The 26,242-nt window shown below is 66.5% G+C and carries 23 protein-coding genes; 14 read left to right on the forward strand and 9 right to left on the reverse strand.

Annotation, left to right across the window (positions count from 1 at the left end):
- Positions 1–3 precede the first annotated feature (3 nt).
- The 3 genes from AB0J36_RS06730 (at position 4) to AB0J36_RS06740 (ending at position 2,531) form a co-directional block, all read left to right on the forward strand.
- A complete protein-coding gene (locus tag AB0J36_RS06730; RefSeq protein WP_363660188.1) occupies positions 4–981 on the forward strand; it encodes a DnaB-like helicase N-terminal domain-containing protein in 978 nt (325 codons plus the stop codon).
- Positions 982–995: 14 nt separating this feature from the next.
- Entirely contained in the window at positions 996–1,268 is a 273-nt protein-coding gene (locus AB0J36_RS06735; RefSeq protein ID WP_363660189.1) for a hypothetical protein, read from the forward strand.
- A gap of 348 nt (positions 1,269–1,616) precedes the next feature.
- Positions 1,617–2,531, forward strand: a complete 915-nt coding sequence (locus AB0J36_RS06740) for a cyclase family protein (RefSeq protein ID WP_363660190.1) — start codon at positions 1,617–1,619, stop codon at positions 2,529–2,531.
- Positions 2,532–2,746: 215 nt separating this feature from the next.
- Here the strand turns inward: AB0J36_RS06740 and AB0J36_RS06745 are convergent, their stop codons facing one another.
- Positions 2,747–3,268 carry a hypothetical protein gene (locus AB0J36_RS06745; RefSeq protein WP_363660191.1) on the reverse strand — a complete coding sequence of 174 codons (522 nt, stop codon included), beginning with the start codon at positions 3,266–3,268 and terminating at the stop codon, positions 2,747–2,749.
- 373 nt (positions 3,269–3,641) lie between these two features.
- On the opposite strand from AB0J36_RS06745, the gene AB0J36_RS06750 reads away from it, so the two are divergent.
- From AB0J36_RS06750 to AB0J36_RS06765, 4 genes are all read left to right on the forward strand, one after another.
- The gene (locus AB0J36_RS06750; RefSeq protein ID WP_363660192.1) at positions 3,642–4,898 is read left to right on the forward strand and encodes a hypothetical protein; all 1,257 of its coding nucleotides are present in this window, start codon (positions 3,642–3,644) and stop codon (positions 4,896–4,898) included.
- A gap of 63 nt (positions 4,899–4,961) precedes the next feature.
- A complete protein-coding gene (locus AB0J36_RS06755) occupies positions 4,962–5,855 on the forward strand; it encodes an LLM class flavin-dependent oxidoreductase (protein ID WP_363660193.1) in 894 nt (297 codons plus the stop codon).
- Between the two features lie 13 nt (positions 5,856–5,868).
- Positions 5,869–6,561 carry an SDR family oxidoreductase gene (locus tag AB0J36_RS06760; protein ID WP_363660194.1) on the forward strand — a complete coding sequence of 231 codons (693 nt, stop codon included), beginning with the start codon at positions 5,869–5,871 and terminating at the stop codon, positions 6,559–6,561.
- Between the two features lie 45 nt (positions 6,562–6,606).
- Positions 6,607–7,536, forward strand: coding sequence for a 2OG-Fe(II) oxygenase family protein (locus tag AB0J36_RS06765; protein ID WP_363660195.1), 930 nt, complete (start codon positions 6,607–6,609; stop codon positions 7,534–7,536).
- A 100-nt stretch (positions 7,537–7,636) separates the two neighbouring features.
- Here the strand turns inward: AB0J36_RS06765 and AB0J36_RS06770 are convergent, their stop codons facing one another.
- From AB0J36_RS06770 to AB0J36_RS06805, 8 genes are all read right to left on the reverse strand, one after another.
- Positions 7,637–9,295 carry a condensation domain-containing protein gene (locus AB0J36_RS06770; protein WP_363660196.1) on the reverse strand — a complete coding sequence of 553 codons (1,659 nt, stop codon included), beginning with the start codon at positions 9,293–9,295 and terminating at the stop codon, positions 7,637–7,639.
- A gap of 44 nt (positions 9,296–9,339) precedes the next feature.
- Positions 9,340–9,603: an acyl carrier protein gene (locus AB0J36_RS06775; RefSeq protein WP_363660197.1), complete on the reverse strand. Its 264-nt coding sequence runs from the start codon at positions 9,601–9,603 to the stop codon at positions 9,340–9,342.
- Entirely contained in the window at positions 9,587–11,299 is a 1,713-nt protein-coding gene (locus tag AB0J36_RS06780; RefSeq protein ID WP_363660198.1) for an amino acid adenylation domain-containing protein, read from the reverse strand. Before AB0J36_RS06780 ends, AB0J36_RS06775 begins: the two co-directional genes overlap by 17 nt.
- A 66-nt stretch (positions 11,300–11,365) precedes the next feature.
- Positions 11,366–13,219 carry an ABC transporter ATP-binding protein gene (locus AB0J36_RS06785; protein ID WP_363660199.1) on the reverse strand — a complete coding sequence of 618 codons (1,854 nt, stop codon included), beginning with the start codon at positions 13,217–13,219 and terminating at the stop codon, positions 11,366–11,368.
- Positions 13,216–15,114 carry an ABC transporter ATP-binding protein gene (locus AB0J36_RS06790; protein WP_363660200.1) on the reverse strand — a complete coding sequence of 633 codons (1,899 nt, stop codon included), beginning with the start codon at positions 15,112–15,114 and terminating at the stop codon, positions 13,216–13,218. The genes AB0J36_RS06785 and AB0J36_RS06790 overlap by 4 nt, the downstream gene beginning before the upstream one ends.
- Entirely contained in the window at positions 15,111–16,109 is a 999-nt protein-coding gene (locus AB0J36_RS06795) for an NAD-dependent epimerase/dehydratase family protein (protein ID WP_363660201.1), read from the reverse strand. The genes AB0J36_RS06790 and AB0J36_RS06795 overlap by 4 nt, the downstream gene beginning before the upstream one ends.
- Positions 16,102–17,475 (reverse strand): nucleotide sugar dehydrogenase, encoded by a 1,374-nt coding sequence (locus AB0J36_RS06800; protein WP_363660202.1) that lies wholly within the window; start codon positions 17,473–17,475, stop codon positions 16,102–16,104. Before AB0J36_RS06800 ends, AB0J36_RS06795 begins: the two co-directional genes overlap by 8 nt.
- Before the next feature lie 95 nt (positions 17,476–17,570).
- Complete coding sequence (locus AB0J36_RS06805) at positions 17,571–18,977, reverse strand: condensation domain-containing protein (protein WP_363660203.1); 1,407 nt, start codon at positions 18,975–18,977, stop codon at positions 17,571–17,573.
- 174 nt (positions 18,978–19,151) lie between these two features.
- Between AB0J36_RS06805 and AB0J36_RS06810 the strand changes: the two genes are divergently transcribed.
- The 7 genes from AB0J36_RS06810 (at position 19,152) to AB0J36_RS06840 (ending at position 26,228) form a co-directional block, all read left to right on the forward strand.
- Positions 19,152–19,514 carry a PEP-utilizing enzyme gene (locus tag AB0J36_RS06810; RefSeq protein ID WP_363660204.1) on the forward strand — a complete coding sequence of 121 codons (363 nt, stop codon included), beginning with the start codon at positions 19,152–19,154 and terminating at the stop codon, positions 19,512–19,514.
- A 95-nt stretch (positions 19,515–19,609) separates the two neighbouring features.
- Entirely contained in the window at positions 19,610–21,028 is a 1,419-nt protein-coding gene (locus AB0J36_RS06815; RefSeq protein WP_363660205.1) for an amidase family protein, read from the forward strand.
- A gap of 2 nt (positions 21,029–21,030) precedes the next feature.
- On the forward strand, positions 21,031–21,861 hold the full coding sequence (locus AB0J36_RS06820; RefSeq protein ID WP_363660206.1) for an HAD family hydrolase: 831 nt from the start codon (positions 21,031–21,033) through the stop codon (positions 21,859–21,861).
- A gap of 96 nt (positions 21,862–21,957) precedes the next feature.
- A complete protein-coding gene (locus AB0J36_RS06825) occupies positions 21,958–22,218 on the forward strand; it encodes a hypothetical protein (RefSeq protein ID WP_363660207.1) in 261 nt (86 codons plus the stop codon).
- 7 nt (positions 22,219–22,225) lie between these two features.
- Complete coding sequence (locus tag AB0J36_RS06830; protein WP_363660208.1) at positions 22,226–23,467, forward strand: cytochrome P450; 1,242 nt, start codon at positions 22,226–22,228, stop codon at positions 23,465–23,467.
- A gap of 122 nt (positions 23,468–23,589) precedes the next feature.
- Positions 23,590–24,681, forward strand: coding sequence for a hypothetical protein (locus AB0J36_RS06835; protein ID WP_363660209.1), 1,092 nt, complete (start codon positions 23,590–23,592; stop codon positions 24,679–24,681).
- Positions 24,678–26,228, forward strand: coding sequence for a carboxylesterase family protein (locus tag AB0J36_RS06840; protein ID WP_363660210.1), 1,551 nt, complete (start codon positions 24,678–24,680; stop codon positions 26,226–26,228). The genes AB0J36_RS06835 and AB0J36_RS06840 overlap by 4 nt, the downstream gene beginning before the upstream one ends.
- Positions 26,229–26,242: the final 14 nt, after the last annotated feature.

The raw sequence follows: 26,242 nt of genomic DNA on the forward strand, positions 1-26,242 counted from the left end.
GCCATGAGTGACCTGATCATGCGCGCGGAGCAGGGCGTTCTCGGTGCCCTCCTCGCCGATCCGAACCAGCCCCTCATCACCGACAACCTCATCAGCGAAGACTTCAGCCACCCCGCCCACCGGGCCATCTACAGCGCCATCCTGGACACCCCCGCCACCGGCGAGGACCCCGGACGAATCGTTGCCGCTGTCGTCACGATCGTCGACCGGCCCGACGTCGACACCAACCTGCTCAACGCTCTCGCCGCCGCCGCCCCGGATGACCAGCGTGTTCGGGCCTACAGCCAGATCGTCATCCAAGCGGCCTTCGACCGCGACACCATCGACTTCGCCGAGCCCTACCTCACCGCCGCAACGCAGACCACCGATCCGGTCGCCCGGGACGCCCTCGCCCGCCTCGGCCAAGCCCTCACCGCCCAAGCGGAGATCTTCGCCCCCGCCAGCACGATCGATCCGGACCAGGCCCTGTCCCTGCCCACCGTCGTGGCCTTGGCCGCCGCCGACCTGCACCCCGAAGACGCAATCATCGCCGACCTTCTACAGCACCCCGAGCAAGCCCGCGACGTGGCGGCCTGGCTGACCTCCGACGTCTTCACGACCGACGAACGGCGCCTCACCTACGAACTCGCCGTCTCGATCGCCTTTGACCACGATCCCATCGACGCGGTCATCCTCGCCTGGAACGTCGAACGCGCACGGGAGATCCAATCACTCTGGGGCCCACACCAGCAGCTTCCAGAGACCCTGGACCACTACACCCACCTCGCCCGCCTAGAGGTCACCGCCGTCGCAGTCGGGACCGCCGTCACCATCGGCCACGACCTGGTCTCCGAACACGTCACGGTCACGCTCACCCGCAGCGCCAACGCAGCCGAGGCCGCCGCTACCGCCCGCTCCGCGGAAGTCGAAGGCCCAGTTGCCGGGCTGGAACCGCCACGCGAATCCAGCCCAACCCTCGACGCCCCTCGTATCGAGCTGTGAAGGGAGTGCCAGCCATGAACACGAACCCCGAACCCGCGACCACCACCAGCGCCGGCGCCCCGCCCCGCGCACCGCGGACCATGAGCCACGACGAGATGCGCCACCACGAAGAGCAACAGCGGGCCAGCCGCCTCTCCCCGCGAGACCGACACCACATGTTCGTCCACCACGACGGTGTCTGGTGGATCGGCGACCACGACGGTTACATCGAGATCACCAGCGAGGAGCAGAACCTCAGGCTCGGCCGGTGGCACGAGCGGCTCAACAACGGCGCGCTCTGGGCCTGAGAGAACTGCTCAGGACCCGACGAGGCTTGGCCACAACAACGGTCTTTACCCGATAACCGGGGTCTGTGGATCTAACGGCACCTCTCTTTGTCAGGGCGTTGGCAACAAGAAGGTCTCCGTTAGCGAGACAGCCCCGAAACGGGTCAGTTCCAAGATCGTGCGCGATCCAGGATAAGTGGTCTCGAATCCCCCACTCTTTCCTGGATCGCGCACGATCTTGGAGACACGGTCTAAGGCAAAGGTGGCGGGCCCGAACCCAGCAGCCCAGCAGCCCGAACCCAGCAGCCGGAAACGGCCGGAACGAGAGTAGATCTTGACGGTGGTCGGCTGTCGTGGTCGGGTTTCGGGATGGGTGAGCAGTGGCGGGCACAGTTCGACGCGGAGGTGAGCTTCGCCAACGGCGGCGGACTGCGCACCGAGGGATTCCGGCTGGACATTCCGGGGCAGGGGATCACCGACGACGACCTGGCGGCGTTGTTCGTACGGCATCTCGGGCTGCTGATGGTCGCCGAGGTACGGATCAGCGCCAAGACGATCATCGAGGAGCCGCACAAGGGCGGCCGAGCCGTAGCCGTCGAAGAACCCGACAAGGGCCGTCGGCTGGTCGAGCTCAGCCACGTGATCACCGATGGGATGACCACCCTGCCCGGCTGGCCGGGGCCGCGGATCGACGACTGGCTGACCTTCGCGGCGTCACGGGCCACCTACGCGCCGGGCACCGAGTTCCACGTGGCCCGGATCGAGATGATCGCCAACACCGGCACGTACGTGGACACGCCCGCTCACCGCTGGGTCGGCGGTGACGACCTGACCGGCGTGTCACTGGACCGCCTCGCCGACCTACCCGGCGTGGTGGTCCGGATGCCGGCCGACGCCCGAGCCGTGGACCGGCTGATGCTGGCCCCGTACGACGTAGCGGGGCGCGCGGTGCTGCTGCACACGGGGTGGGATGCACACTTCGGCACCGAGCGGTACGGCGCGCCGGACGCGCCGTACCTCACCGGGGACGCGGCCCGGGCCCTGGTCGACGCCGGGGCGGCCCTGGTCGGCATCGACTCGATCAACATCGACGACATGGGCCCGGCGGCGGGTGGTGAGCGCCCCGTGCACAGTGCCCTGCTGGCCGCCGGCATCCCGATCGTCGAGCACCTGACCGGCCTGGCCGCGCTGCCGCCGAGTGGGTTCCGGTTCACCGCCGCCCCACCGATGGTGGCCGGGATGGGCACCTTCCCGGTGCGCGCATTCGCCGTCGTCAACCCTTGACGCCACCCGCCGCGGCGGCAACCCGCGACCCGTCAGCCCCTGACGCCACCCCTTGCGGACCTGTCAGGTGCCGCAACCACCTGGCACTCGGCGACAGCAGGATCCGCTCAACCTCAGCAAGGTGGTGGCGCAGTGGGTCGTACCAGCCACTCAGTAGCGGACCGCGATCCGGCGGGTTTCCGCGTCCACCCGTATCTCGCCGCCGTACGGGATGATCAACTGCGGGTCGGTGTGACCGAGGTCGACGTCGAAGACCACCACCGCGTCCGGGTTGTATGGTGCAAGTGCGCGGGTGACCGCCTCCCGCTGCGCGTCGCCCACGCCAGCCGTTCCGGCACCGACAGCGGCCTGCCGAAGTCCCACGCCATGGCGCGACCGACGACGATAGCCGGGAAGGCGGCGAGCAGGCCCCGCTCTCCCATGTTCCGCACGATCCGGGACACCTCCTGCGCGTCGGGCATCTCCTGCGAGGTCTCGAGAATCAGCACGCACCCGGCCAGCTCGGCGACGCTGGGCACCCGGCCGATGGCCAGCAACCAGTGCAGGATCTCCAGGTTGCCGCCCCAGGCGCGCCCCCGCATCGCCCGCTGCGGGCCGTGCCAGCGCCAACCCGCACTTGGCAGCATCTCCGGTTCGTCGGCGAGCGTCTCCGGCTCAATCCACGGGTCCGGCCGGTCACCCCATTCCCGGGCGGGCGTCAGCTCGTACCAGTCGGAGTCGAACAGGGTCCAAGCCAACGGCGGAAGTAGAGAGACAGAGGTTAAGACGTTGCTGTGAAGTATGCCGGAGGCTCTCCCGGCACAGTTATCACGGTGACCGAGGCTGAGTGGCATCGCAGGTCGCGAAACGTCGGGGTCTCCACTGTCGAGATTGCTCCGGGGTGGCAGGGGTGGTATATCGGCGTGTCATGGCACCCGCCTCCCCGCGTTCCATCCGAACAGTCCTCCGTAGTGGCCGGGGCTCGCCGCTGATCATAGGTGTTGACTCCCGTCGGTGTCTGCCCAAGGATGGCGGTTGTCGTGGGCCTCGGCGCAGTAGCTTCCCGCACGTGTTGCCGGTGGGCGGGGCGCGGAGGGTCGTTGGCATGCCGATTCACACACGGGGGATGTAGTGACATCTGCGGAGCATCTGACTCGCATTGACCAGCCGCCAGACCACGTGTTCCAACAGGGTGCGGATGCTGAGACGCAGCTAGATCGCCTGTTGGCGTCTGCACGTGACCTTCGCCCTAACCTGCTCGCGGAGCAGGAGACGACCGAACGGCGCAGCCGGTACAGCGCCGAGATGCACGAAAAATTCCTCGCAGCAGGGTTTTACCGCATGCTGCAACCACTTCGCTTCGGCGGCTTGGAACTCGGGGTGGCAGCCTTCTACAAGGTCATTGCAATGGTCGCACGCGGGTGTCCGTCGACGGCGTGGTGCCTAGCGCTGGGGGCGGGGCACTCGCTGCAAATCGGCTCGTACTTTTCGGAACGCGCGCAGCACGAAATTTTCACCAGCCACGGCTACTGCATCAGCCCCGTCAGCGGCAACGCGAGCAAGGCCAGGGTGAGTAGAGCATCGGGCGGCTACCGGATCAGTGGCAAATGGAGTTACTGCTCAGGCGCTCCATACTCGACGCATTTCATGGGAATCGTCACCCTGCCACATGACGGCCTGCCGCCCGAGGTCCGCCCCGGGTCTTACTGGTTCGTCGTACCCCGAGGTGGTTACACAGTCCTCGAGGACTGGACCGGAGTCATTGGCTTGCGCGGCAGCGGGTCCAACAGCATTGTGCTCAAGGATGCATTCGTGCCGGATCATTTACTAATCAGCATCGACGACATGCAAGCCTGTGACGGCCATACGGCAGGCACGCTTTTGCACGATAATCCGCTGTACGGAGGAACCTATACGGGATACAGCGAAGGAGATATCACGGCAGTTGCCTGCGGAACCGCCCTGGCTGCCATCGACGAGTATGTGCGTTTGGTGATGAAGCCGAATTCGTCGGGTCAACGACGCGCTGCCAAGCAAGATTATCAGCGGTGGTTGGGAAATGCGCTGTCAATGGCGGATTCAGCGATGGCGATTTGTGTGCGAGGTGGGCAGTTGTATGAAGAGCAGGCAAGTCGCTCGGTCAAGGGCGTCGCGCCTTTCGATCAGAAGGCATCGCTTCGGCTGAGGAGCATGTACTTTACCGCGCAGCAACTCGCCGCGGAGACGGTCGAGACCTTACTGCGGATGGCTGGCTCGGGGGCGACGATGGACGGTCAACGCATGCAGCGCTACTCGCGAGACATGCTGGCAATTCGAACGCGATTTGACCAACTCGAGAGGATTGCGCCTGAAGTGGGGCGTCTGTATCTTGCATTGGAACCAGCTTGAGCGTCCGTTTCCACCTCGGCGTTGGGGCAGTACGACTAGGTAAGCAGGCAACAATAAAACAGCGTGTTGCGCGATGATCGGTGGCGCGGTAAATCCATTAAGGAGATGTTCCTAGTGAGTGAGAAATCCCTTCGTTACGGCCTTTACCTGCCGCCGTTCGGGCCCCTGGGCGACCCGGAGGTTCTGGTCAATCTGGCCGTGCGTGCGGAGGCGGCGGGATGGGACGGGGTGTTCCTGTGGGATCACGTCGTGAGTGATGCGATGCCGATCGCAGACCCGTGGACAACGCTTGGTGCGATCGCCCAGGCGACCGAGCGTATCTTGCTCGGTCCCATGGTGACTCCGTTGGCTAGGCGCCGCCCTTGGATCGTTGCCCGGCACGCATCTACAGTGAGCCGTCTTTCGCAAGGGCGACTCATCGTTGGTACGGGCCTAGGCACAGACGAGTCTGGCGACTTCGGGCGGTTCGGGGAGGTGACCGACTTGGCGACCCGGTCGGCGATGCTGGAAGAGGGGCTCGGTGTTATGCGGACCATGTGGTCCGGTGAAGCGTGCGACCACCAAGGCGCGCATTACCGTGTAACGCTCGAGGGGAGTGATCCGGAACCGCATCCGATTCCGGTCTGGATGGCAAGTTCAACCGGACACGCACGGGTTCTGCGCCGAGCTGCCGGCTGTGACGGAATTTTCCCCAATCCGGATGATCATTTGCCCACACCGAAAGAGGTTCGGGAAACCGCAGAGGCGGTGCGCCGCGCAGGTCTGCCGCCCGGTCGTCCGTTCGACGTTGCGGTCCGGGGTAACGCCAGCGAGGCTTGGGGTGACCCTGAGCCTAAGAATGTCGATTTGAAGGGGCTTGCGGAGGCCGGCGTGACCTGGTGGATGGAGTCGCTGATCCATTTCGATCCGCTCGACCTAACTCTGCAGGTCGTTGACGCGGGGCCACCTCAGATCTGAACGGAGGGCTGCAGTGCGGATCACTGGATCGGTGGCCCTCGTTACGGGGGCTAACCGGGGTCTGGGGAGAGCCCTCGCCCGAGCGCTGATTGACCATGGAGCGGCCAAGGTGTATGCGGGCGTCCGAGACCCGTCGGCCTTGCCTGACGACGACGTGACACCGGTCCGGCTCGATGTCACTGACGCCGCCGCCGTCGCCGCTGCCGCCGAGGCGCTGACTGACGTCAACGTCGTTATTAACAATGCGGCCGCCTCTACGGAAGGATCTCCGCTCACCGTGCCGCTGGCGGGCGTCCGTCGAGACCTTGAGGTCAATTACCTGGGCCTCCTTTCGGTGGCGCAAGCCTTCGCCCCGGTCCTCGCGACAAACGGCGGGGGTGCACTGGTCAACGTGCTGTCCGCCCTCGCGTGGACCACGGCCCCGCCGATCAGCTCACTCGCCGCGTCGAAGGCTGCCGCCTGGTCGATGACCAACGCGCTCCGCCTGTCGTTGCGCAAGCGCGGAACACTGGTCATGGCTGTTCATTGCGACACGATTGATACCGATATGTCTCGAGGTGTCGTCCGGCACAAGCATGATCCCCGCTACGTCGCGGAGGCGGTGGTCCAGGGGTTAGCGAACGACGACGAAGAGGTCCTGGTGGACGATCACGCTCGTGCCGTTAAAGCGGCACTGAGTGAGGACATTCGCGTCCTCTATCCCTAGGAGGGAGTCGAAAATGTTATCTACGATCTCGATGACGGCATTGACATGATTAACACCAAGAGGGTCTTGTCGACGGTGGATATTTCGGCTTGGCGCCTAGGCGCCGACAAAGACGTCGCCTTTCAACTCGTCCGAGCCTTCCAGCGAGACGGCTTCGCCTACATCACCGGACATGGCGTGTCACCGGCCGTTGTCGCCGACGTTTTCTCCGCCGCGCACAGCTTGTTCCGCCTGAGCCCAGAGCAGCTCGACGCCGTGCACCTACGACACCGCAACCACTACCACGGCTATTCGCCCGCCCGTACGCTTCCGGACATCGGCGTCTCGGTACACGATGACATCTTTGGGTGCAGCATGGATGTTCCGACTAGCTACCGTGGGCCGGGGGAGATCCTGCGTCACACCCCCAACATCTGGCCGGCCGACCTGCCGAAGTTCCGCCCTGCGCTGGAGCGATATCAGGTGGCGATGCGCACGCTGGCCGACGACGTGCTCAGCGCCGTCGCCCTGGGCCTGTCCTTGCCCGCGGGCTTCTTCAGGGAGCGGTGCACGGAGCCGCACGCGCATCTTCGCCTGCTGCGCTATCAGCAGCGTCCATCCCTGCCGGCGAACACCGTCAGTGTGGGGCAGCACAGCGACTACGAGGCGGTCACCATCCTCGCTCAGGACGACGTCGGTGGGTTGCAGGTCCGTGGCAGCGACGGCTGGTTCGACGTTCCGCCGGTCGACAACGCGTTCGTGCTCAACGCCGGCGACATGCTGACGCGCTGGACCAACGGTGCCATCCCGGCGACTCCGCACAGGGTGCTCACTCCGCGGACGAGTGAACGATACTCGTGCGCCTTCTTCTACGGCACCAACTATGACGTCCTCATCGAGCCGGCCCTGCCACCGTCAGACCCCGATGGCGAAATGTACGAGCCAATCATCACGGGCGCGTTCCTCTGGGAACGCTTTACGGAGGCAGGTGTCTGATCGTCGGTACGCCGGATGGCCCGTAGGTAACGTGCCACCGGTGCTCCCGAGGCCGGTGGGCGGGTGCACGCCGACGCGGCGCGTCCGAGATCGCGTCAGCTCACCCGCCCGCCGCTTGGTCGGCTGCTTGTTCACCATCAGTGAGGATCTGCAGTTCCTGTGGCGGCAGGACGAGCTGCTGCGTCGCAGCGACTGCGGTGAGATGGGCTTGCAGCTCTGAAGCAGAGGTCGGAGCATTGACCGTGACCGTCGCGAAGAGGCCGACCTCGCCAGCGGGCCCCCCGAGTTTCACGACCGCCGACGTGACGTGGGGGTGTTCACCGAGTGCCGCCACTGTCGCCTCGGGATCGGCCCACATGAGGGCATCGCCGCCCCGTCCCACGATGGGAAGCAGGCGACTGGGCCGTACTGGAGGTGGGATCGAGGAGGCGAGCCCAGGCTTCGAGTCTGATTCGGTTGCCGCGCCGAGCGACTCGAAACGCCGCTTCACCCGGTCGCTGAACTCCTGCGCCGCGTCCACAGGGAAGATTCGAGGATCGAACGCCGTGGTGATGACCAGGTGCTTTTCATTGAGCGCCAGCATCAACTCAACGCCGTCGATAAGATAGTGCAGGTTCGGCTGCACCACGTTGAAGCGCATGATTAGATCGCCCGTGTCGTTGTTGCGATCCGCGATGGCGGCGCCCACGTCAGCGAGCACCTGTTCCGACATGACGACAGTGCTGCGTCTCGGGGTTTGCCACGTCTCGGACAGTTCGGCGTACGCGCCGGTGACGACGTCGCCCGGCACATGGCGATGGTAAACCGTCTTCAGGATGGCCCGCTGCACGTCCTCGAGGGAACAGGCACCGCGGTCCACCACGGCGGGCAGGGCGGCAGTGAAGGATCCGACGACCCCTTGGTCGGATCGGTCTCGGGTGTCCACGGGGAACGGAACAGCGATTCGGTCCTGCGGGGTCACCTCGAACAGGGTCGTCACGAACGACCACATGACGGCCTGGAAGGCGGATGCCCGGCGACTACTGACGGCGGTGCGGATCGTGTCCGACGGCGTCCACGAAAACTCGTTCTGGATCACAGTACTCACGGTGGCGGTCGTCGCCGCTTCGTGCGCCGATTCAACAACAAACTGTGTCCATGGTGGCAGGGTGCTGATTCGGTCGCGCCAGTACGCGGTGTTCCTCGAGTGGGACTGCCGATAGTAGCGTTGCCGCTGTCGTCGCGCTACCTCAAAGAAGGAGGCGGGCGCGGGCGCGGGTGCGACACCCTTCACTTGTTCGTCATAGGCGGCCTTGAGCCGTTCGGTCAGCAGCCACAGCGAATGTGCGTCAAGGAACACGTGCGAGAAGGTTCCAAGAAAAATGTGGCAAGAGGGAGAGTAGCGCAGAAGCTTGAAGTAGAACGGATAGTCCGTCGCTGGATCGTACGGATGCTGCATGAGTTCATCGAAGCAGTTAGCCGCGTACTTCTTGAAGTCGTCTTCGGAGTTCGCTAGTACTTGCTGCAACTTGACCAGGTCTTGGTCGGCGGGGGGCTGAAGGATGAGCTGACGGGGGCCGTTCTCGGTGTCGTGGAGGGTCGCGCGGAGAGCGTCGTGGCGCTCGACGACCGCTCGGAGAGCCGCGACGAAGGCGGCGACGTCAAGGTCGCCGAACAGGCCGAGCGAAATGAACAGTGGCCGGTCCCAGCCAGTGGCGCGGCCTTTGGTCGCGTTGAAGAACAGGTCCTGCCCGAAGGCGAGCGGCGCATCCTGCGTCATGGCTTCCGTCCCTTGGATTCCTATACCCGGCGCGACAAGTCTGGTCATGTTGGACCGAGCTCGGACCCGGCTCGGACAACGCTGAGCGCAGCCCAGAGGGAGCTCGGCGTGGCCAGCACCTCCGGGTTCAAGTAGTCAAGAGGGAACTCGATCTCGTACGCGTCTTCCAAAAGAATGATCAATTGCATGCTGCCCATGGAATCGAGCCCGATACTGAGGAGCTCGGTGGTCGGGCTGATGCTCGAATGATGCTCCGGCGGGATGACCTCGTGCAGAGCGGCCTCGAAATCGTCATCCCACGGATCCATCTTCCCTCCCTTCCGACAGCGCCGGGTAGTCAATCTTGCCGTGGGGTGTGAGAGGCAGGGCCGTCAGGGGCACCCACCGTCGGGGCACCATCGCGGCAGGCAGGTGCTCTCGGAGGTGGCCTTCGAGGTCACGGGCCTGCACCTCGCCAGCGGGTACAAAGTAGACGAATAGCTCACGGGCAATGCCGGTCGACCTACTCACGTCGCTCCGTTCCTCGGCGGTGACGACACAGGAGGCCACACCCGGGTGATTGTGCAGCAGAGTCTCGATCTCGCCGAGCTCGATCCGTACTCCGGAGACCTTGACTTGGCGGTCAACCCGCTGCAGAAACTCGATCGATCCGTCGGCTGCGAGAAAGACTTCGTCCCGTGTCCGAAAGAGTCTCCCAGTGGGTGAGTCGGGATCGAACACGTCGGCAAAGAACGACTCTCGAACCAATCCCTCCTGGTGTAGATAGCCGCCGCCGACGCCTGCACCGCCGATGAAGAGCTCCCCCCTCTGGCCCGGGTCTGCCGCGTGCCAAGCACCGTTCGACTGGCGTAGGACGTACAACGTGCAGTTGCCCAACGGCCGACCGATGGGCAAATTGGCCCGGCGCAAATCGTCGCTCGTCACCCAATGGTGCGAGACGCCGTCGGAGCACTCGGTCGGCCCGTAGGAGTTGATCACACGGACGCCCGGTAGCAACTCGAGCAGCTCCTCCGCAAGCCGCATCTGGAGTTTCTCGCCGATGGAGAGGAGCCGGCTGAGCCGAAGCTTTCGTGCGATCGCCGGTCTGCGCCGGACCTCTTCGGCGATCCACGACAGGTTGCTGGGAACGAACTGAGCGACGGTGACGCCACCCGCCGCCAGCGCCGCCAGCAGTCGGCGGGCGAAGGTGGAGTCGTTCTCGTCCACGATGACCACACGCCCGCCCACCACGAGCGCGGTGAGCATCTGCCAGACCGAGATATCGAAGGTGAGAGGTGCCGTGAGGGCGACGCTGTCAGCCTCGCATATCCCCAAGTCCTCGATCTTGCCCCACAGGTGGTTCATCAGGCCGAGGTGGTGGACGATGACGCCCTTCGGAGCGCCGGTTGACCCCGACGTGTATATCAGATACCGCCGGTCGGAGGGCTGAGCTGACCTCGCCTGCCGCACGACAGCCCCCACGTCCGGCTGGCGAACTGGTACGACTTGAGGCCCATCGGCTGGCAGCTTCCCGCCGAGCCCGTTGTCGGCCTCCCCGCTGTCCTGCGCGCGAGGATCGACAAGCGCGCTGGCGCCGCTGTCCTGCAATACTCTTTCGACTCGGCGAGGCGGCCAGTCGGGACCGATGGGCAGGTAGACCGCGTTAAGCGACTCGATGGCCAGGAACACGCTCACCGTTTCCAGCCGCCGCACGCCGAGCACCGCGACGACCGACCCCTGGCCCACCCCGAGTTGTGTCAGGTCGCGCGCCAGCTCACTCGCTGCAGCGGCGAGTGCGGCGTAGCTCAGGTGTCGCCCAGCTTCGCTGACCGCGACGCGCTCCGGGCCGGTCCTCGCCCATTCGACGACGTGCGCGTAGACGCCGCGGTCGACGGCGAACGGTCGGCGATTGGTGCGTGCGGAACCGCGGACGCGGCGGATCTCGTCGGGTCCGGCCCCTAGGTCTCCAACCTGATGATCGGAACGAGGTGCCTGCGGTCCGGGTCGAGCAGGCGAGTTGTACACGAGGTCCCACTCCCGTAAGGATGGTGCGAATCGGTTAAAACGTGACGTTGGGTATGCCGGGACGGACTACTGATAGGCGCTTGCCTGGAGCCGATAGAGGTCCGCATACAGTCCTCCGATCGCCATCAGCTCTGAGTGCGAGCCACACTGGATCACGCGCCCGCCCTGCAGGACGACGATGAAGTCGGCCATCCGCACCGTCGAGAAGCGGTGTGAGACGAACAGGGTGATTCCGAGCCGCGCCCGCGTCTCCCGTGCCGTTGCGGCGAACCGCTCGAACAACGCGTGTTCACTGGCCGCATCCAGTGCCGCAGCCGGCTCGTCGAGCACCGTGAGTTCGGCTTCCGGGCGCATCAGGGTGCGGGCAAGTGCCACCTTCTGCCACTGCCCGCCGGATAGCTCGTGCCCGGGCTCGTAGCGCTGACCGAGGATCGTGTCCACTCCGTCGGGTAGACGGTCGACCAGTTCGGTTACGCCCGCGCTGGACAGCGCTGTCTCGACGGCGGCTCGGCTGCGCCGCTCGATGCTGCCCACCCCCACCGAGTCGAGCACGCTCAACTGGATCCGCGCGAAATCCTGGAACATGCAGGCGACCCGATCACGGGTGGCACCGGTGCCCGTCGTCTGGTCGACGACGCGCTGGTCCGGGTAGACGATACGACCGCTCGTCGGCGTGTAAACCCCGCAGAGCAGCTTCACGAGCGTGGTCTTCCCGGCACCGTTCTCACCCACCAGGGCGACGACCGACCCGGCCGGGATCTCGAGCGTCACCTCCTCAAGCGCGGGCCGGTCGCGGCCCGCGTACCGAAACCCGACCTGCTCTAGCCGGATCCCTGGCCGCGCCGCGGGGTCCGGGTCGGCGGCACCCATGTCCGGCTCTTGCGCGATTACCGCCGGTCCGGCGCGGGGACCGTCCGGTGTGCCGCTGTCGGACGCCGCGACCGCGCCGGCCTGTGGCTTGCTGGGACGGCTCAGCCACTGCATGTGGTCGATCGTGACACCGAAGCGTTGCAATGAGCCGAAGAGTGCGGCGAAGGCGGTCACCTGCACGCTGAGCTGGAGCGCAAGGGTCAACACGAGGATGAGGCCGCCCACGGAGGCGCGCCCACCGGCCACGTCCCGAACGATCAGGAACAGAGCTCCGGCGTAACCGCTGACGAATACCAGTTGACCGGCCGACTGGACCAGAGCGGAGTAGATGCGACCTCGCCCGGTGATTGCCGTGGCCCGCTCCCACGCCTGGCGCTTGCGCCCGACGACCGCCTCCTCCAACCCGAGCATCTGCAGTTCCATCAGCGTGGTGGAGGAGAACGTCGCCAGCTCCACGAGATGGTTGTATTGCCGCGCGTGCTGGGCGGCGCGTTCCTGTGCCTGCTTCTCGATCCGGTGCGCGAGATGCCCCGCGCCGATCAGAGACAGCGTCAGAGCCGGTAGCAGAATCAGCAGTGGTTGTTGCGCCGCCAGCAGCCATGTGGTGATGGCGAGCTGGATGGTCAGGCCGCAGAACTGCAGCACGGAGTGCAGTGCGTTGATCGTCTGCTCGAGGCCCTCGCGGGCGAGCTGCAACCTGTCGGCGTAGTCGGGCTGTTCGCGTCGCTCCGCAGGGGTGTCCTCGTTCGCGGCCTGGAACAGCCGAGCGTTCAAGGTGGCCTGCGTCAACTCGCCGAGCTCGAAGTAGTACAGGTGCGCGAAGCGCTCGAAGGTCAAGTCGATGATGATGAACGCGGCCAGCAGCGCGCCGGTCACCGCTGCCCGGCCGACGTTCTCGGCCAGTGTCGCGTCGACGAAAGTCGCCAGACCGACCGCGATGAGGGGAGCGGCCAGGTACCGCGCCAGCAACAGCAGCGCGGCCTTGATGAACCGGGTGCGGTCGAGCTGCGCGGTGAGGACGAGCAGGGTTCGTACGCTAGTGAACGTCATGGCTGACCCGCCCGCTCATCACCCAGGCTGGCCCCGGCCTGTACCTCGTCGACGAATCGGTCGGCCTGCAGGCGGAACATCTTCGCATAGGTGCCGTTCCTTTCCATGAGCTCGTCGTGCCGCCCGTACTCGGCGACCCCGCCGTCAGCCAGCACCGCGATGGCGTCGGCACGCCGGACCGTGGAGAATCGGTGCGAGATCACCACCGTGGTGAGACCGCTGGTCAGTTCCATGAAACGGTCGAAGAAGGCCGCCTCCGAGCGGACATCGAGCTGGGCGGTCGGCTCGTCGAGGACCAGCAGTCGGGCACCCAGGTTCACCGCGTACAAGGCGCGGGCCAGAGCCACCCGCTGCCACTGGCCGCCGGACAGCCCGACCCCTCCGTCGTAGGAGGGCGACAGGATGGTCGACAGCCCGTTTGGTAGCAGCTCGAGCACGTCGTCGGCTCCGGCGCGGTGGATCGCATCCATGAGAGCGTCCTCGTCTACCGGCTGGCTCGGTGCGCCGAGCACCACGTTGTCTCGCAAGGTGCTCTCGTACTGGACGTAGTCCTGGAGGATCACGGCCACGTGCCGGCGCCAGCTATTGGGATCGAGGTCGTGGAGGTCCTGATTTTCCACGAGGATCTGGCCCTTGGTCGGGTTGTACAGCGCACCGAGCAGTTTCACCAGGGTGGTCTTTCCGGCACCGTTTATCCCGACGATCGCGGTGGACCGGCCAGCCGGCAGCGTCAGGTCGAGCCCGCGCAGGACCGGCTCCTGCCCGCCCGGATACTCGAATGTCACGTCGGCGAACCGCACGGTCGGCGGGCCGGCGATCGGTGCGAGTGTGCGGCGAGACGAGGCAGCCCTGACGTCGGCCAGACTCCGTTCGATGTCTTGGAGCTCACGCTGTGCATGCAGGGCGTACTGCGTCGCAGTATCGACTTCCGGGAATCCACTTCCGAACCGGAGCGGCACCAGTACCGCCTGGATGGCGACCGCCAGCCCGAGGACCCGTGTCTGACCTTGAGTCTGGGTCGCGATTGCGATGAAGGCCAAAGCTGCGACCAGGTATCCCAGCAGGGAGAAGCGGATGAAGGTGGGCAGGTACATGGACCGTCTGCCGGACCACAGCGGCTTCATATGCGCCTCGGAGTCCTGCCAGTGACGCTCGGTCAACCAGGGGGCGAGGCGCAGAGCGCGCATCTCGTTGGCGTACGGCGTGTCGGTGCCGATGGTCTGCAGGTAGAAGATGCGCTGCCGTTGGTCGCTGAGGCTGTTCCACAGGCGCGAGAAGCGGTCCAGCGTGCCGCGTCGCCCGTATCGGATGGCCAGCGCGGTGATGCCCAGCAGGACCGCGACCGGCCAGGAGATCAGGACGCCGATGGCCGTCAGCGCGGCAGCGAGTTCCAAGTAGCGTGAGAACAGGGGCAGCATCGCGGCGGCACCAGGCCCCGGCGTCAGGCCGATGTAGAGGAAGTTGACGGTAGCGTTGGTGAGGGCGCTGATCGACTCCTGTTGCTCCACCCGCTCGAATGGTGCCCGGATGGCCCGACTCATCAGGTCCCTGATCAGGCTGCCATCGACCCGTCGGGCGATGAGGTGGTCGGTCGCCGCCTGGAAGGGCGAGAGGATCTGCTGCAGGGCGAACGCAGCGAACGCCAGCACCAGTACCGCGCCGGCGTCTCGAATGGCCGCGGCAGCTTCTCCGGAGCCGGACGGGCCAGTGATTGTCTGGATCGCCTCACCCATCGCGAGGATAGAGACGATTGGCAGCAGGCCACGAGCAACGGCGATCGCGATGCCAGGGATGAGGACGGGCCAACCCGAGCGGGGGAGCAACCCGGCGAGCTGACGCCAGACGCGGTAGCGTTCGGCTACGCGACCCGCCAATCTCCGCACGCCACTACTCATCTTCTCTCCTCGGAAACTGTGGTTCGAGCCGTAGACGGCTCGCGGTGCCGTTCGGCATACCATCGGAAGGTGGTGGCGAGCCCTTCGGACAGGCTCACCTCAGGTTGGTAACCAGTGAGCATCTGGAGATTGGATAGGTCGGGGACACGCCGCTGCGGGGAGCCGGCTGGCGCCCGCCGTACGTCGAGTCCCGGTGACACCCCAGCGACCTCGAAGAGCTTCTCGGCGAGCGACGTCATGGCCAGCTCGGCGGTGTCATCCCCGATGTTGGCGATGATTGGCTGCTCCTGTGGCAGGCGGACCAGCCGCATGGTGGCCTCCAGCGCGTCGGCGACGTAACAGAAGGATCGCGTGTTGGCGCCGCCGTAGACCGGGAACGGATCGACTCCGTCGAGCACCCGGGCGATGAATTGCGGGATGACATGGTTGTAGCCCATGCGGGGCCCGTAGACGTTGTAGTAGCGGCCGATCCGCACGCGCCGCCCGCCGTGGTGCAGCAGTAGCGCTTCGGCGACCAGCTTGCTCAGTGCGTAGCTGGCTCGCGCAGCGTGCGGCGCCCGTACGGCGAACGGTGCGGTCTCAGGCGTGGGCAGACCAGCCAGACCAAGCTCGGTCGCGCCGTCACCGAGCTCGCTGGTGGAGCTGAGGAAAACGGTCTCCACGGTGTGGTCGGTGCACCAGTCGAGCACCGCACCCGTGCTGGCAATGTTGTCCCGTAGCACTCGGTAGGGCGCCGCAGTGACACGATCTACACCTACCCAGGCCGCGAGGTGGAAGACCACCGAACACCGCCCGGGCACCGACGCCGGCATCCCCCGGCTCAGGTCGTGATCGACGAGCTGGACGTGCGGCAACAGCTCGTCCAATTCGCGATCGCGGCCGTGCCGGGAAAGGTTGTCGACGACCACCACGTCGAAGCCTTCGGCGAGTAGCCGGCGACAGAGATGCAGACCGACGAAGCCGGCCCCGCCAGTGACCAGCGCCCGCTCAGCCACGACCCCACCGCAGATAACGTAGTTGGCTCATGTTGTCGAACGCCGGGCTCAACACCCCCCACATGTCGAAAACGATCGCCGGGGACCGCATCGCCGCCGCGACGGTGTCCGGTTCGAGGGTCGCGTAGTCCGGATGGTCGACGAGGAACAGCACTGCCGTCGCGTCGCGCAGCCCTTCGAGCAACGATGTCGGCTGGTAACCGAGCGCCGCGATGCGGTCGTCGCTGACCAGGAAGTCCTGCCCAAGCACCGACCCCACTCTGTCGGCCAGGAGCCCGACCATCGCGGACGCCGCCGAGCCACGTACGTCGTCTGTCACCGGGCGCCCTTTGTAAGCGATGCCGCAGACCAGGACCTTGGCGGTCGACGGGGTGTGCCCGGCCGACTTGATCTCGGTCAGCACGCGGTCGACCACCTGTGCCGGCACGGACTCGTTGACCGCCCGCGCGCTGGCGACGAGAGCGGGTCGCAGCCCGGTGGGGGCGACCGAATGAAGGAGCAGGTAGGGATCCTTCGTGAGGCAACTACCGCCGACGAACCCCGGCCGCGAGATGTCGGGCCGCGGGTAGTCGAGGTTGGCAGCGTGGATCACCTCCTCGGCGTCCAGCCGCAACACCTCGGCGATCTGGGCTACCTCGTTGCCGAAGCCGTAGATGATGTCGGTGTGCGCGTTGTTGACGAGCTTCACCAACTCCGCGGCAGCCGGTGAGGAGACGGTGATCAGGCGGTCGACCAAGTGGCCGAACAGCCGCTCGGCGGCCTCGGCGGACGCGGCATTCAGTGCTCCAATGACCTGGGGGAGTTGGCGTAGCTCGTTCAGCGCCTGACCCTGGATGATCCGTTCGGGGCAGAACGCCAGCAGCGGTGTGGCAACCCGCGCGGCCAACTGGGGTAGTACCCGCTGCTGCGTGGTCCCTACCGGAACAGTGCTGCGCACCACCACCAGCGTCTCCGCCGACACTCGCTCGGCGACGGCTACAACCACCTGGTCGAAGGCGGTCAGGTCGGGTTCGTGATTCCACGAGTCCACCGGGGTGCCCACGCAGATCACTACGGCCGGCGGTAGGCGGTCGGGCATCGAGGTGTCCAGGCGGATCCGCCCCGGTGGCAGGGAGGCGAGTGTCTCAACCAGCCCGACCTCGTAGAACGGCGACCCTCCGGCCCGTATCGCCGCAGCGGCGACGGGATCGTGCTCTACCCCGAGCACCGTCAGGCCGGTGCTCGCCAGGGCTGCCGCGAGCGTGAGTCCGACGTAGCCAAGCCCGATGATGGCAACATCCGGCTCGGCATCGACGGGATCGGATGAACTGCTGGACGAGTCTACTGTTGACATACTAAAGCCCACCCCCGTTTTGCCGGCAGTCACTGGGCGGCAGCGCCGCCGTGCGAACTGCTCGCTACTATCTACACAGATGGCTATGGATGACAGCCATCACCACAAACCTGCGGGCTGCACGTCAGCTAGACCGCGTCCACCCGGGTGTCCGGATCGTCCGTGACCCGTTCGAGAATGGTGAGGTAGCGGGCGACTATGGCGCCAATCGTGGACTCGAGAAAGGCGCTCCTGGCATAGCAGACGGTGCCGTGAATTCGCGGCTCGGAGTTCCACAGGTGAATGGCGAAACTGCTGAGCATCTCCGCACGGTCCAGGGTGACCGACTCGAGATGGGTGCCGGCCAGTTTGAACGGCTGCATCGGCGGCTGTAGGACGAAGTTGGCCGTGTACATCGGACTGCTCACGAAGTCGCGGTCGGGCTCCACCAGGTTGAGATACATCGGCAGCGCGAAGTCCTGATGTGCCTGCGCCTCGTTGGCAACCGTCCGCACCCGGGACAGCACCGTACGGAAAGTCTCGTCACCGTTGATGGTGGTGCACAGCGGAACGACGCTGGCAAAAAAGCCGATCATCGGGTGGGTCAGCGGGTCCGGCCGGCTCGCCATCGGCGCTGCGACGCTGACCAGCGGGTCACCCGTACGCTCGCGCAAGAGCATCATGAACGCCGTCAGTAGCACCGTGAACAGGGAGGCCTGCTCCGCTTGCGCGAGGCGTCGCGCGGCGGCGGAGAGCTCGCTGGTCAGCTCGATCCGCACAGTGCCGGCGCGCAGGTCAGGTGCGTCGCCTCGTGGCCGGTCCACGGGCAGCCGGGTGGCCGAGATCGGGCGGAGCCGCTTCTCCCAGTACCGGGCGTGCTCCCGGGCGGCAGGGCTGTCCATCCAACGCCACTGCCAGGCGGCATAGTCGCGGTACTGAGCCGGCAGCGGGGGCAGGTCCGGAGTGGCGCCCTCGATCAGGCTGTCGTAGAGCCGCGTCGTCTCCTGCATCGCGATAGCGAGTGACCAACCGTCGGCGACCACGTGGCTGGCCACCACGGCCAGCAGGGACTGGCCCGGTCCCAGTCGATAGAGCACCGCTCGGGCCAGGGGCGGCGTGGTGATGTCGAACGGCTGCGCGGCGAGCTCGTTGGCTAGCTCGATCGCCCTGGCCTGCGCCGCATCCGGCGGCACGTCAGTCAGATCGATCGTCTCCAGGCGGAGCAGCGGCTCATCGTGGATATCCTGCCAGACGACCCGGTCGACGGAGAGCGTGGTGCGCAACGTCTCGTGCCGACGAGCGAGCAGGTCGACCGCCCCCGCAAGCGCTCCGGCGTCGACCTCGGCATCGATCAGCGCGGCGAACGAGATGTTCGAGCTGCTGGTGTCGGTGTTGCGCCGATGGAGGTCCCACAGCTCCTTCTGCTGCATCGACGCCCGGGCACGGCTCGCGGGCGGGCCGGCGGTGATGCCGGTCGGTGTCGTCGGCACCCTGCCCTCGCGCCACTGGGCCAGAAGTGCCCGCTTCGCCGCCGACATTCCGCTGCTGTCAGTCATCGCACCTCGCGTAATTATCGCCCGACCCAGCAGGCGTTTCGGTTGACGTGGCTCGCGGCTGCCGATGTCGACCCCTTCGTGGTCATCGGGGCATCCAGGCGAGCTGATGCTGCCAGTGTCGTCGGGGCAGCGGCAAGACCCAAATACCCGCTACCCTTCGTCAGCCAAAGAGTCATGGAGGGGCAGCGCATGGGATCGAGACCCTCGTCGTCCGCGAGCATTACCGGCACGCCGGCGAGCCCCGGCGTCGCAACTGGTCGTGCCCGGGTGATGGCTTCATCTCGGCAGGGCTCCGCGCTGGACCCCGGGGACATCCTCGTCGCCGTTATCACCGATCCGCTCTCGTTCGCCGATCTCATCGAACACGCGGCGGCGCTGGTGACCGACCTCGGCGGGCTGGCCTCACATCCCGCGATTCTCGCCCGCGAGCTGGGGATCCCCTGCGTTGTGGGAACCCGGATCGGCACTCAGGCCATCCCGGACGGTGCCACCGTCGTCGTCGACGGCACGGCCGGGACCGTCGATGTCGTCGGCTGATCGGTAGCGGCCGTCGATCATGGTGGGACATCGCCGTCCGTTCGGTCGCTTCGGGCATCACCGTGTCGGTTGACCCGTTCGCGTCCGCCACGAACATGGCCGACGCGCTCCGCCGCGGCACCGTTTCCGCACGTGAACTGGTTGAGATGCATATCGCGCGAGTGCGGCGATACGACGAGGCGATCAACGCCGTTGTCGTCCGGGACTTCGCGCGTGCCACCCGACACGCGGCCGACGCCGACGCCGCACGCGCGCGGGGAGACCAACGCCCATTCCTCGGCGTACCCGTAACGATCAAGGACTGCATGCACGTCGCAGGCCTGCCAACCACCTCCGGGCTGCCGAAGCGAGCGACGGCGATCGCCGCCACGGACTCCCCGGTGGTGGCCAGCCTGAAGGCGGCCGGCATGGTGGTGTTGGGCAAGACGAACACGGCACCGTACGCAGGGGACACTCAGTCATGGAATGCGTTGTTCGGCCGCACCAACAACCCATGGAGCCTCGACCGCACGCCGGGTGGATCGAGCGGCGGCTCCGCGGCCGCGGTGGCCGCCGGCATGACTCCGCTCGACATCGGCAGCGACCTCGCCGGATCGATCCGTCAGCCGGCCGCGTTCTGTGGCGTCTACGGCCACAAACCGAGCGAGACAGCGGTGCCGCGCGCCGGACACGTGCCGGGCTCCCTGCTGCCCAACACGGCTACCTGCATGGACGTCCAAGGCCCGATCGCGCGCTCGGCCACCGACCTGCGCCGGGTAGTTGACATACTGGCCGGCCCGGAGATCGGGGAGGATGTGGCATGGCGAATCGCCCTGCCGTCGCCACGTCACGATGAGTTGCGCGCGTTCCGAGTGGCAATTCTGCCCACGCCAGGCTGGTTGGAGGTCGACCACGATATCCAGGCCGCGATCGAGAACCTGGCGAGGACGCTGTCCCGGTTGGGTGCGGTGGTCGCGATGGCACAGCCCGAGGGTGTCGGAGATCTCCGTGAGCACCACCTGACGTTCCTCAAGATCCTTTATGCCATCACCGCCCACGGCAGCACGGAGGAGCGGGTCGAGGCCGCAGCCCGGCTCCGCGACCGGGGCACGGACGAAGCCGCCGCCCAGGCCGAAGCGCTTCTGGCGCCGGCCTCGGTGTACATCAAGTGGTGCGACGACCGGGAGACGATTCGGCAGTCCTTCCGGCACTTCTTCCGACACTGGGACGTACTCCTGACACCCGCGCACTGCGTCAACGCCTTTCCGCACGACGAGCGCCCGGTCGGGGAGCGTGATCTCACGGTCAACGGCCGGACGGTCGACGCCGCGGTGGAGACGGTCTTTCCGGCCTTGGCCAGCCTTGGCGGTCAACCGGCGACCGTGTTCACGGCGGCGATCAGCCGTGCGGGCTTGCCGATCGGCCTGCAGGCGATCGGGCCGTACCTCGAAGACCACACCCCACTGCGAATGGTCGAGATGCTCGCCGACGAGCTGGGCAGTTTTCAGCCGCCGCCGGGATACTCTGGGATCTGAGTATGCGGCTCCGATACGCGGTGTTCGACCTCGACGGGACCCTGCTCGATGGGCGCGGACGCCCGCACGAGGGTACCCTCGCCGCCCTCGCGGGTGTCCGCCAGCGGGGCCTGTTACCGGTCCTGGTGACCGGACGGTCCGTGCCCGGGCTGCGAGCGTTGGCCACTATCGACGAGCTGCTGTCGCTCTTCGACGACCAGATGCTGCTGCACAACGGGGACGTACTGCTCCATCGCTCGACCGGGCTGGTGCAGTACCGGCGGAGCGTCCCCGCTGATGCAGTGCACCGGTTGCGAACCGCTGGCCTTGAAGACCTGGTGGTCGAGCGCGAGGGCAGATACCTCGCGTACAGCCGGCGGGCAGCGCTAGCCTTCGCGGTCGCGTACGAGTTGCCTCGACAAACCATACGGGTGCTCTCTCGAGAGGCGCCCGCGCTAGACGCCACGCGCATCTTCCTGCTTGGTGGGTGGCCACAAACCACTGACGGGACGGTCGAGGACACGCTTGCAGGACTGCACTGTGCAGCCCACTCGGTCGAGGCGTTCCGGGCCGTGGTCATACATCCAGATGACACCTGCAAGGCGCAGGCTCTCACGGCCCACCTCCAAGCCCGCTTCGGGGAACGGGGCCTGGACCGAGCAATCGCATTTGGCGACGGCGACAACGACACCGAGATGCTCCGCCGGTCTCGGGTGGGAGTGGCGGTCATCGGCAGCTCTCCGGCCGCTTACGCCGCTGCTTCGGTTCGATTGGACCGGGCGTTGGCCGAGTTCTTGGCCGAGTTCGACCCGGCGGGGATCCTACATGCTGCCAATGTTTCGAGTCCTGACTGATCGCTCAGCATGCGGGAGTGGAACGGGCTACCGACCAGTCGATGTTGACGGTAGTGTCTGGCAGAGGGAGTTGCCTGCATCGATAACGGGGGAACGGTGGACAAGGCTGCCTTTTATCGAAACACGTCTGAGTTCGTCCTGGCTAACCGGCCAGACAGCGGTGAGCCGGCACCGATGGCTGAAGTTCCGGCCAACGAGAACCTCTTCGATCTCGGGCTTGTTACCTCCTACTCCATGCTCGAGCTTGTGAACTTCGTGGAGCAGCTGTCGGGTCGGGAGATCGACATCTTGAATTCCGACATCACGCGGCTGTTCACGCTCGAGGGAATCTACGATGTCGCCTTCGGCGCCAAGTAGGACCGACATGCCCGAGGGACTGTCGCTTGAGGACGCCAAGGCGTCATTCGGGCCCCGGCATTCAGACCTGCGTATCCGACCGTGGCAGGCGTATCACCGATTCCGGGTTGAGCAACCGGTCGCCTGGATACCACACCTTAACTCTTACCTGGCGTTCTCACACGCAGCGGTCCGGTCCGTATTGAGCTCTCGGGCGTTCACGGCGGCTCACCACTTCCGCGCGACCCGGCGCTCTGTCGGTCCCACGATCCTGGACCTGGAGGATCCCGAGCATCGGCGGTTGCGGCATCTCATGCAACCCGCGATGGGCATGAGCAGCGTCCGAGCGAACCGGCCGCGTCTGCGAACCATCGTCGAACGCCTCCTCGACGGGCTGCCCACGGACCAGCCGGTCGACCTGGTGTCCCAGGTGACCGAGGTTCTGCCGATGCTCGTGCTGTGTGAGCTGCTCGGACTGCCGTCGTCGCATGCCGCGTGGTTGGCGGCCACGAGCCGTCCCATCGCGGCCTACCTCGACGAAGACGGTGCCTCACTGGGTAACGCGCTGGTGCAGCGGGAACGGCTCGCGGCCTTCATCGACGACCAATTCCTCGCGGCGGCCGACAACAACGCACCGCTCGGTGGCGCGCTGCTGTCGGCTTATCGGCAGGGCGAGCTGTCCCGGCGCGAGGCCCAGAACAACGTCGTGATGCTGTTCGTCGTGGGCACGGTGACCACGATCTGTGGCGCCGGAGCGGTTCTGAGCTGCCTACTCAACCAGCCGGACCGCTATGCGCAGGTGGCGGCCGGAGCACTTGCGACGGAGGCTGTGGTGGCGGAGTCGCTGCGCTACCAACCGCCGGTGCACTTCCTCCCCCGGTTCGTTCGCGAGGAGACGGAACTTGCCGGCGTACCGCTCGCCCCGGGAACCGCGGTCCAGGTCTGCCTGGCCAGCGCCAACCGCGACGACTCCGTGTTCGCCGACCCAGACAGCTGGTTGCCTGGTAGGGCAGGGATGCATCGCGCGCTCAGTTTCGGTTACGGACGGCACGGCTGCGTGGGTGGCCTCGTCGGTGAGGCTGAGATCGTCGAGCTGGTCAAGGCACTGACGGAACGGTTCCCAAGCGCTCGGGCGGTGTCGCCCGTGCCGGAACCAGCGGGATGGGTGCTTCGACGTCCCGCGCATCTGCGGGTGCGGCTGAAGCCGGCAGCCGGGCATGGCCCGCCGGCTGAGGTCAACGCGAACCGCCCCGAGGAGGAGAAGTGTTGATCAAGCCATCGACTGTGGCCACCATGCACTGGTCAGGGACGGCGGCCCTGGGCGCATCGGCACGGCGGCGATTCGAAGACGCATTGCCGTACTGCGTGGGCCCACGGGCGGTATTTCGGTGCGTGTTCCATGACGGCGTACCGACGGTCACCATCGAGCAGCCGGACAGTAGTCAGGAATGGGCCGTCGTGACGGCGCGTCTCGACCGCGTCCACGATCAGGCCCGCCGCATACCCGACCGGCATTCCGCGGACCTGTACCGTGGCGGGGCCCCGACCGGCGTGGTGACCAACCCCGAGGCGGCCTTCCGCGAGGTGGGTCCGGGGCTGGTGGTCGGCTCACCGGCCGCCGCCGCAGCAATGATCGCGGTCGACAACTGGACCACCAGCCGTCCGTGGTGGGCCGGACAAGCGTTGTCGGTACCCGGAATGATCGCACTGGAGACGCTGGAGCGCGCCGGCTACCTGCGCTCATTCCCGCACCATCTCACCGCCTGCTCACTGGTGACGCCGCAGCTGGAGGCGTTGGAAGAGTTCAACGCGGTCGGCATAGCCGCTGCCGCCGACGAGACACGTTTCGCGTCCTGCCCGGTCGCCGTGACCTCGGCGGCCTGCCACAACGTGTACGCCTATCTGGCCGGCACCCGCCAGAGCGAGGCTGTGCGGTACACGGTCAAGACCACCTGCGCCCGAAATGAGCCGTCCGGCTTCATGGTGGGGCGACGGATGTGGTCGTTCACCATGCGTGAGTTCGTCTTCGTCGGCCCAGGGGACATGGCGAAGGCGTTCGCCGATGAGGCGGTGGACCACCTCATCGAAACGGTACGGCTCAGCGGGCTGCCGGCGGCGGTTGTCCGGGCCAACGACCCGTTCTTCATCGCGCAGGGCGCGGGACCCACGATCTTCCAGATCGCGGGGGACACCAAGTTCGAGGTGGTCGGTCTGCTGCCGGACGGCAGCGAACTCGCCATCGCCTCCGTCAACCTGCATCGGAGGCACTTCAGCGAGGCCTTCGACATTCAGGCGGCCGACGGCTCGCCGGCACACACCGCCTGCGTCGCCTTCGGCTTGGAGCGTTGGGCGTACTGGCTGTTGAGCTATCTCGATGATGCCAGCCTCGCTCCGCTCGCCGAGCGACTGGACACCGGAACGCCCCTACACGGCAACGGCCGGGGACAGGCGTGGCGTGCCACGACGACTGGAGGATGCGAATGACCACGGTTGCGACGGCGAACGGCCAAGTGCGCGGCACCTTCGACGGTGACGTGCACGCCTTCAAGGGCGTACCTTTCGGCGGCCCGACCGGAGGTCGGGCGCGGTTCCAACCGCCGTCTCCCGCACCCACCTGGACCGGCGTACGCGACTGTCAGGAGTACGGCCCGGCTTGCCCGCAGGCGCCCACAGCCCTGCGACCAGACGACGCACCTGTGCTGGTAGCGCTCTTCGACGCACCGATCCACCACCCGCAGAGCGAGGACTGCCTGACCCTTAACGTCTGGACCCCGGGCGTGGTCGGGCCCGCCAATCGCCCCGTCATCGTGCATGTGCACGCCGGCGCCTTCCAATTCGGCTGGACCGCCTGGAACATGTATGACGGGAGCGCTCTGGCCCGCGCCGGCGATGCCGTAGTGGTCTCTCTCACCTACCGGCTGGGCGTCCTCGGTTTCCTGCACCTCGCAGAACTGGGCGGTGACGAGTTCGCGCACTCTGGCAACGTTGGCGTGCTCGATATCATCGCCGCGCTTCGGTGGATCCGGGAGAACATCGCCGCCTTCGGTGGCGATCCGGACAACGTGACCCTGCTCGGCGAGTCCGCTGGCGGCGGGGCGGTCATCACGCTGATGGCGATGCCTGAGGCGACCGGGCTCTTCCACCGGGCTGTGTCGGTGAGCGCCGGTGGGGCGCAAGGCGTACCCGCCGGGCAGGCGACTGAGACCGCCCAGGCAGTGCTCAAGGAACTCGGGGTCGAGCCGGACAACCTCTCCGCGCTCTACCAGATGAGCCCGGGTCGGCTTATCCGGGCTCACCTCATGGCAGGCGCGTCCCGGGGTCCCTTCACCATGGGCGGCACCTTCCGCTTCGGCCCGGTGATCGACGGATGCCACCTGCTAGAGAGCCCGATTGAAGCTGCCGCGCACGGAGCCGCAGCCGACGTCCCGCTGCTGATCGGAAGTGCCAAGGATGAGATGACGCTGCTCGCCGCCGATCTCGCCCACCAGCTCAACGAAGTCGGAGTGCGCGAGATCCTCGGCGCGATGCTCGGCGACCATGCCGAGCCGGTGTTCGAGACATTCTCGCGCGGACGGCCGCTGGCGACGCCCGGCGAGCTGCTCCTGGCCATCTGGTCGGACTGCACGCGTATTCCGTCCCTGCGACTGGCCGAGAGCCATCTCGCTACCGGTACCGCACCGGTCTACTGCTATCTGTTCACCTGGGAGAGCCCTATCGAGGGCGGCAAGTACGGGTCCACGCACATCCTCGACGCCCCGTTCTGGTTCCGCACCGTCGACGCCGCCCCCATCACAGGAAACGCGCCGGAACGCTACCAGCTCGCGGACAGGATGAGTGGAGCGCTGCTGGCGTTCGCGCGAAGTGGCGATCCCAACCACCCGGGTCTTCCGCACTGGCCGGCGTACCAGGTGGGGGACCGGCCGACGATGGTCTGGAACACCGTGTGTGAGGTGAGCACCGACCCGTTCGGCCAGGAGCGCGCGGTGCTCGAACCGGTGCCGCTGCGACGGTTGAGCGCACGTGGGCTGTGAGGACGGGTGCGCGA

Origin of the sequence: Micromonospora sp. NPDC049662, assembly GCF_040675055.1 — a bacterium.
Taxonomy (GTDB): Bacteria; Actinomycetota; Actinomycetes; order Mycobacteriales; family Micromonosporaceae; genus Micromonospora.

Bases quoted from the DNA above. Each gene is read 5' to 3' on its own strand.
- AB0J36_RS06840 (WP_363660210.1), top strand. From the start codon at position 24,678: ATGACCACGGTTGCGACGGCGAACGGCCAAGTGCGCGGCACCTTCGAC.
- AB0J36_RS06820 (WP_363660206.1), top strand. From the start codon at position 21,031: ATGCGGCTCCGATACGCGGTGTTCGACCTCGACGGGACCCTGCTCGAT.
- AB0J36_RS06805 (WP_363660203.1), bottom strand. From the start codon at position 18,977: ATGACTGACAGCAGCGGAATGTCGGCGGCGAAGCGGGCACTTCTGGCC.
- AB0J36_RS06810 (WP_363660204.1), top strand. From the start codon at position 19,152: ATGGAGGGGCAGCGCATGGGATCGAGACCCTCGTCGTCCGCGAGCATT.
- AB0J36_RS06790 (WP_363660200.1), bottom strand. From the start codon at position 15,114: ATGAGTAGTGGCGTGCGGAGATTGGCGGGTCGCGTAGCCGAACGCTAC.
- AB0J36_RS06830 (WP_363660208.1), top strand. From the start codon at position 22,226: ATGCCCGAGGGACTGTCGCTTGAGGACGCCAAGGCGTCATTCGGGCCC.
- AB0J36_RS06730 (WP_363660188.1), top strand. From the start codon at position 4: ATGAGTGACCTGATCATGCGCGCGGAGCAGGGCGTTCTCGGTGCCCTC.
- AB0J36_RS06775 (WP_363660197.1), bottom strand. From the start codon at position 9,603: ATGGATCCGTGGGATGACGATTTCGAGGCCGCTCTGCACGAGGTCATC.
- AB0J36_RS06740 (WP_363660190.1), top strand. From the start codon at position 1,617: ATGGGTGAGCAGTGGCGGGCACAGTTCGACGCGGAGGTGAGCTTCGCC.
- AB0J36_RS06735 (WP_363660189.1), top strand. From the start codon at position 996: ATGAACACGAACCCCGAACCCGCGACCACCACCAGCGCCGGCGCCCCG.
- AB0J36_RS06785 (WP_363660199.1), bottom strand. From the start codon at position 13,219: ATGACGTTCACTAGCGTACGAACCCTGCTCGTCCTCACCGCGCAGCTC.
- AB0J36_RS06815 (WP_363660205.1), top strand. From the start codon at position 19,610: ATGGCCGACGCGCTCCGCCGCGGCACCGTTTCCGCACGTGAACTGGTT.
- AB0J36_RS06765 (WP_363660195.1), top strand. From the start codon at position 6,607: ATGATTAACACCAAGAGGGTCTTGTCGACGGTGGATATTTCGGCTTGG.
- AB0J36_RS06770 (WP_363660196.1), bottom strand. From the start codon at position 9,295: ATGACGCAGGATGCGCCGCTCGCCTTCGGGCAGGACCTGTTCTTCAAC.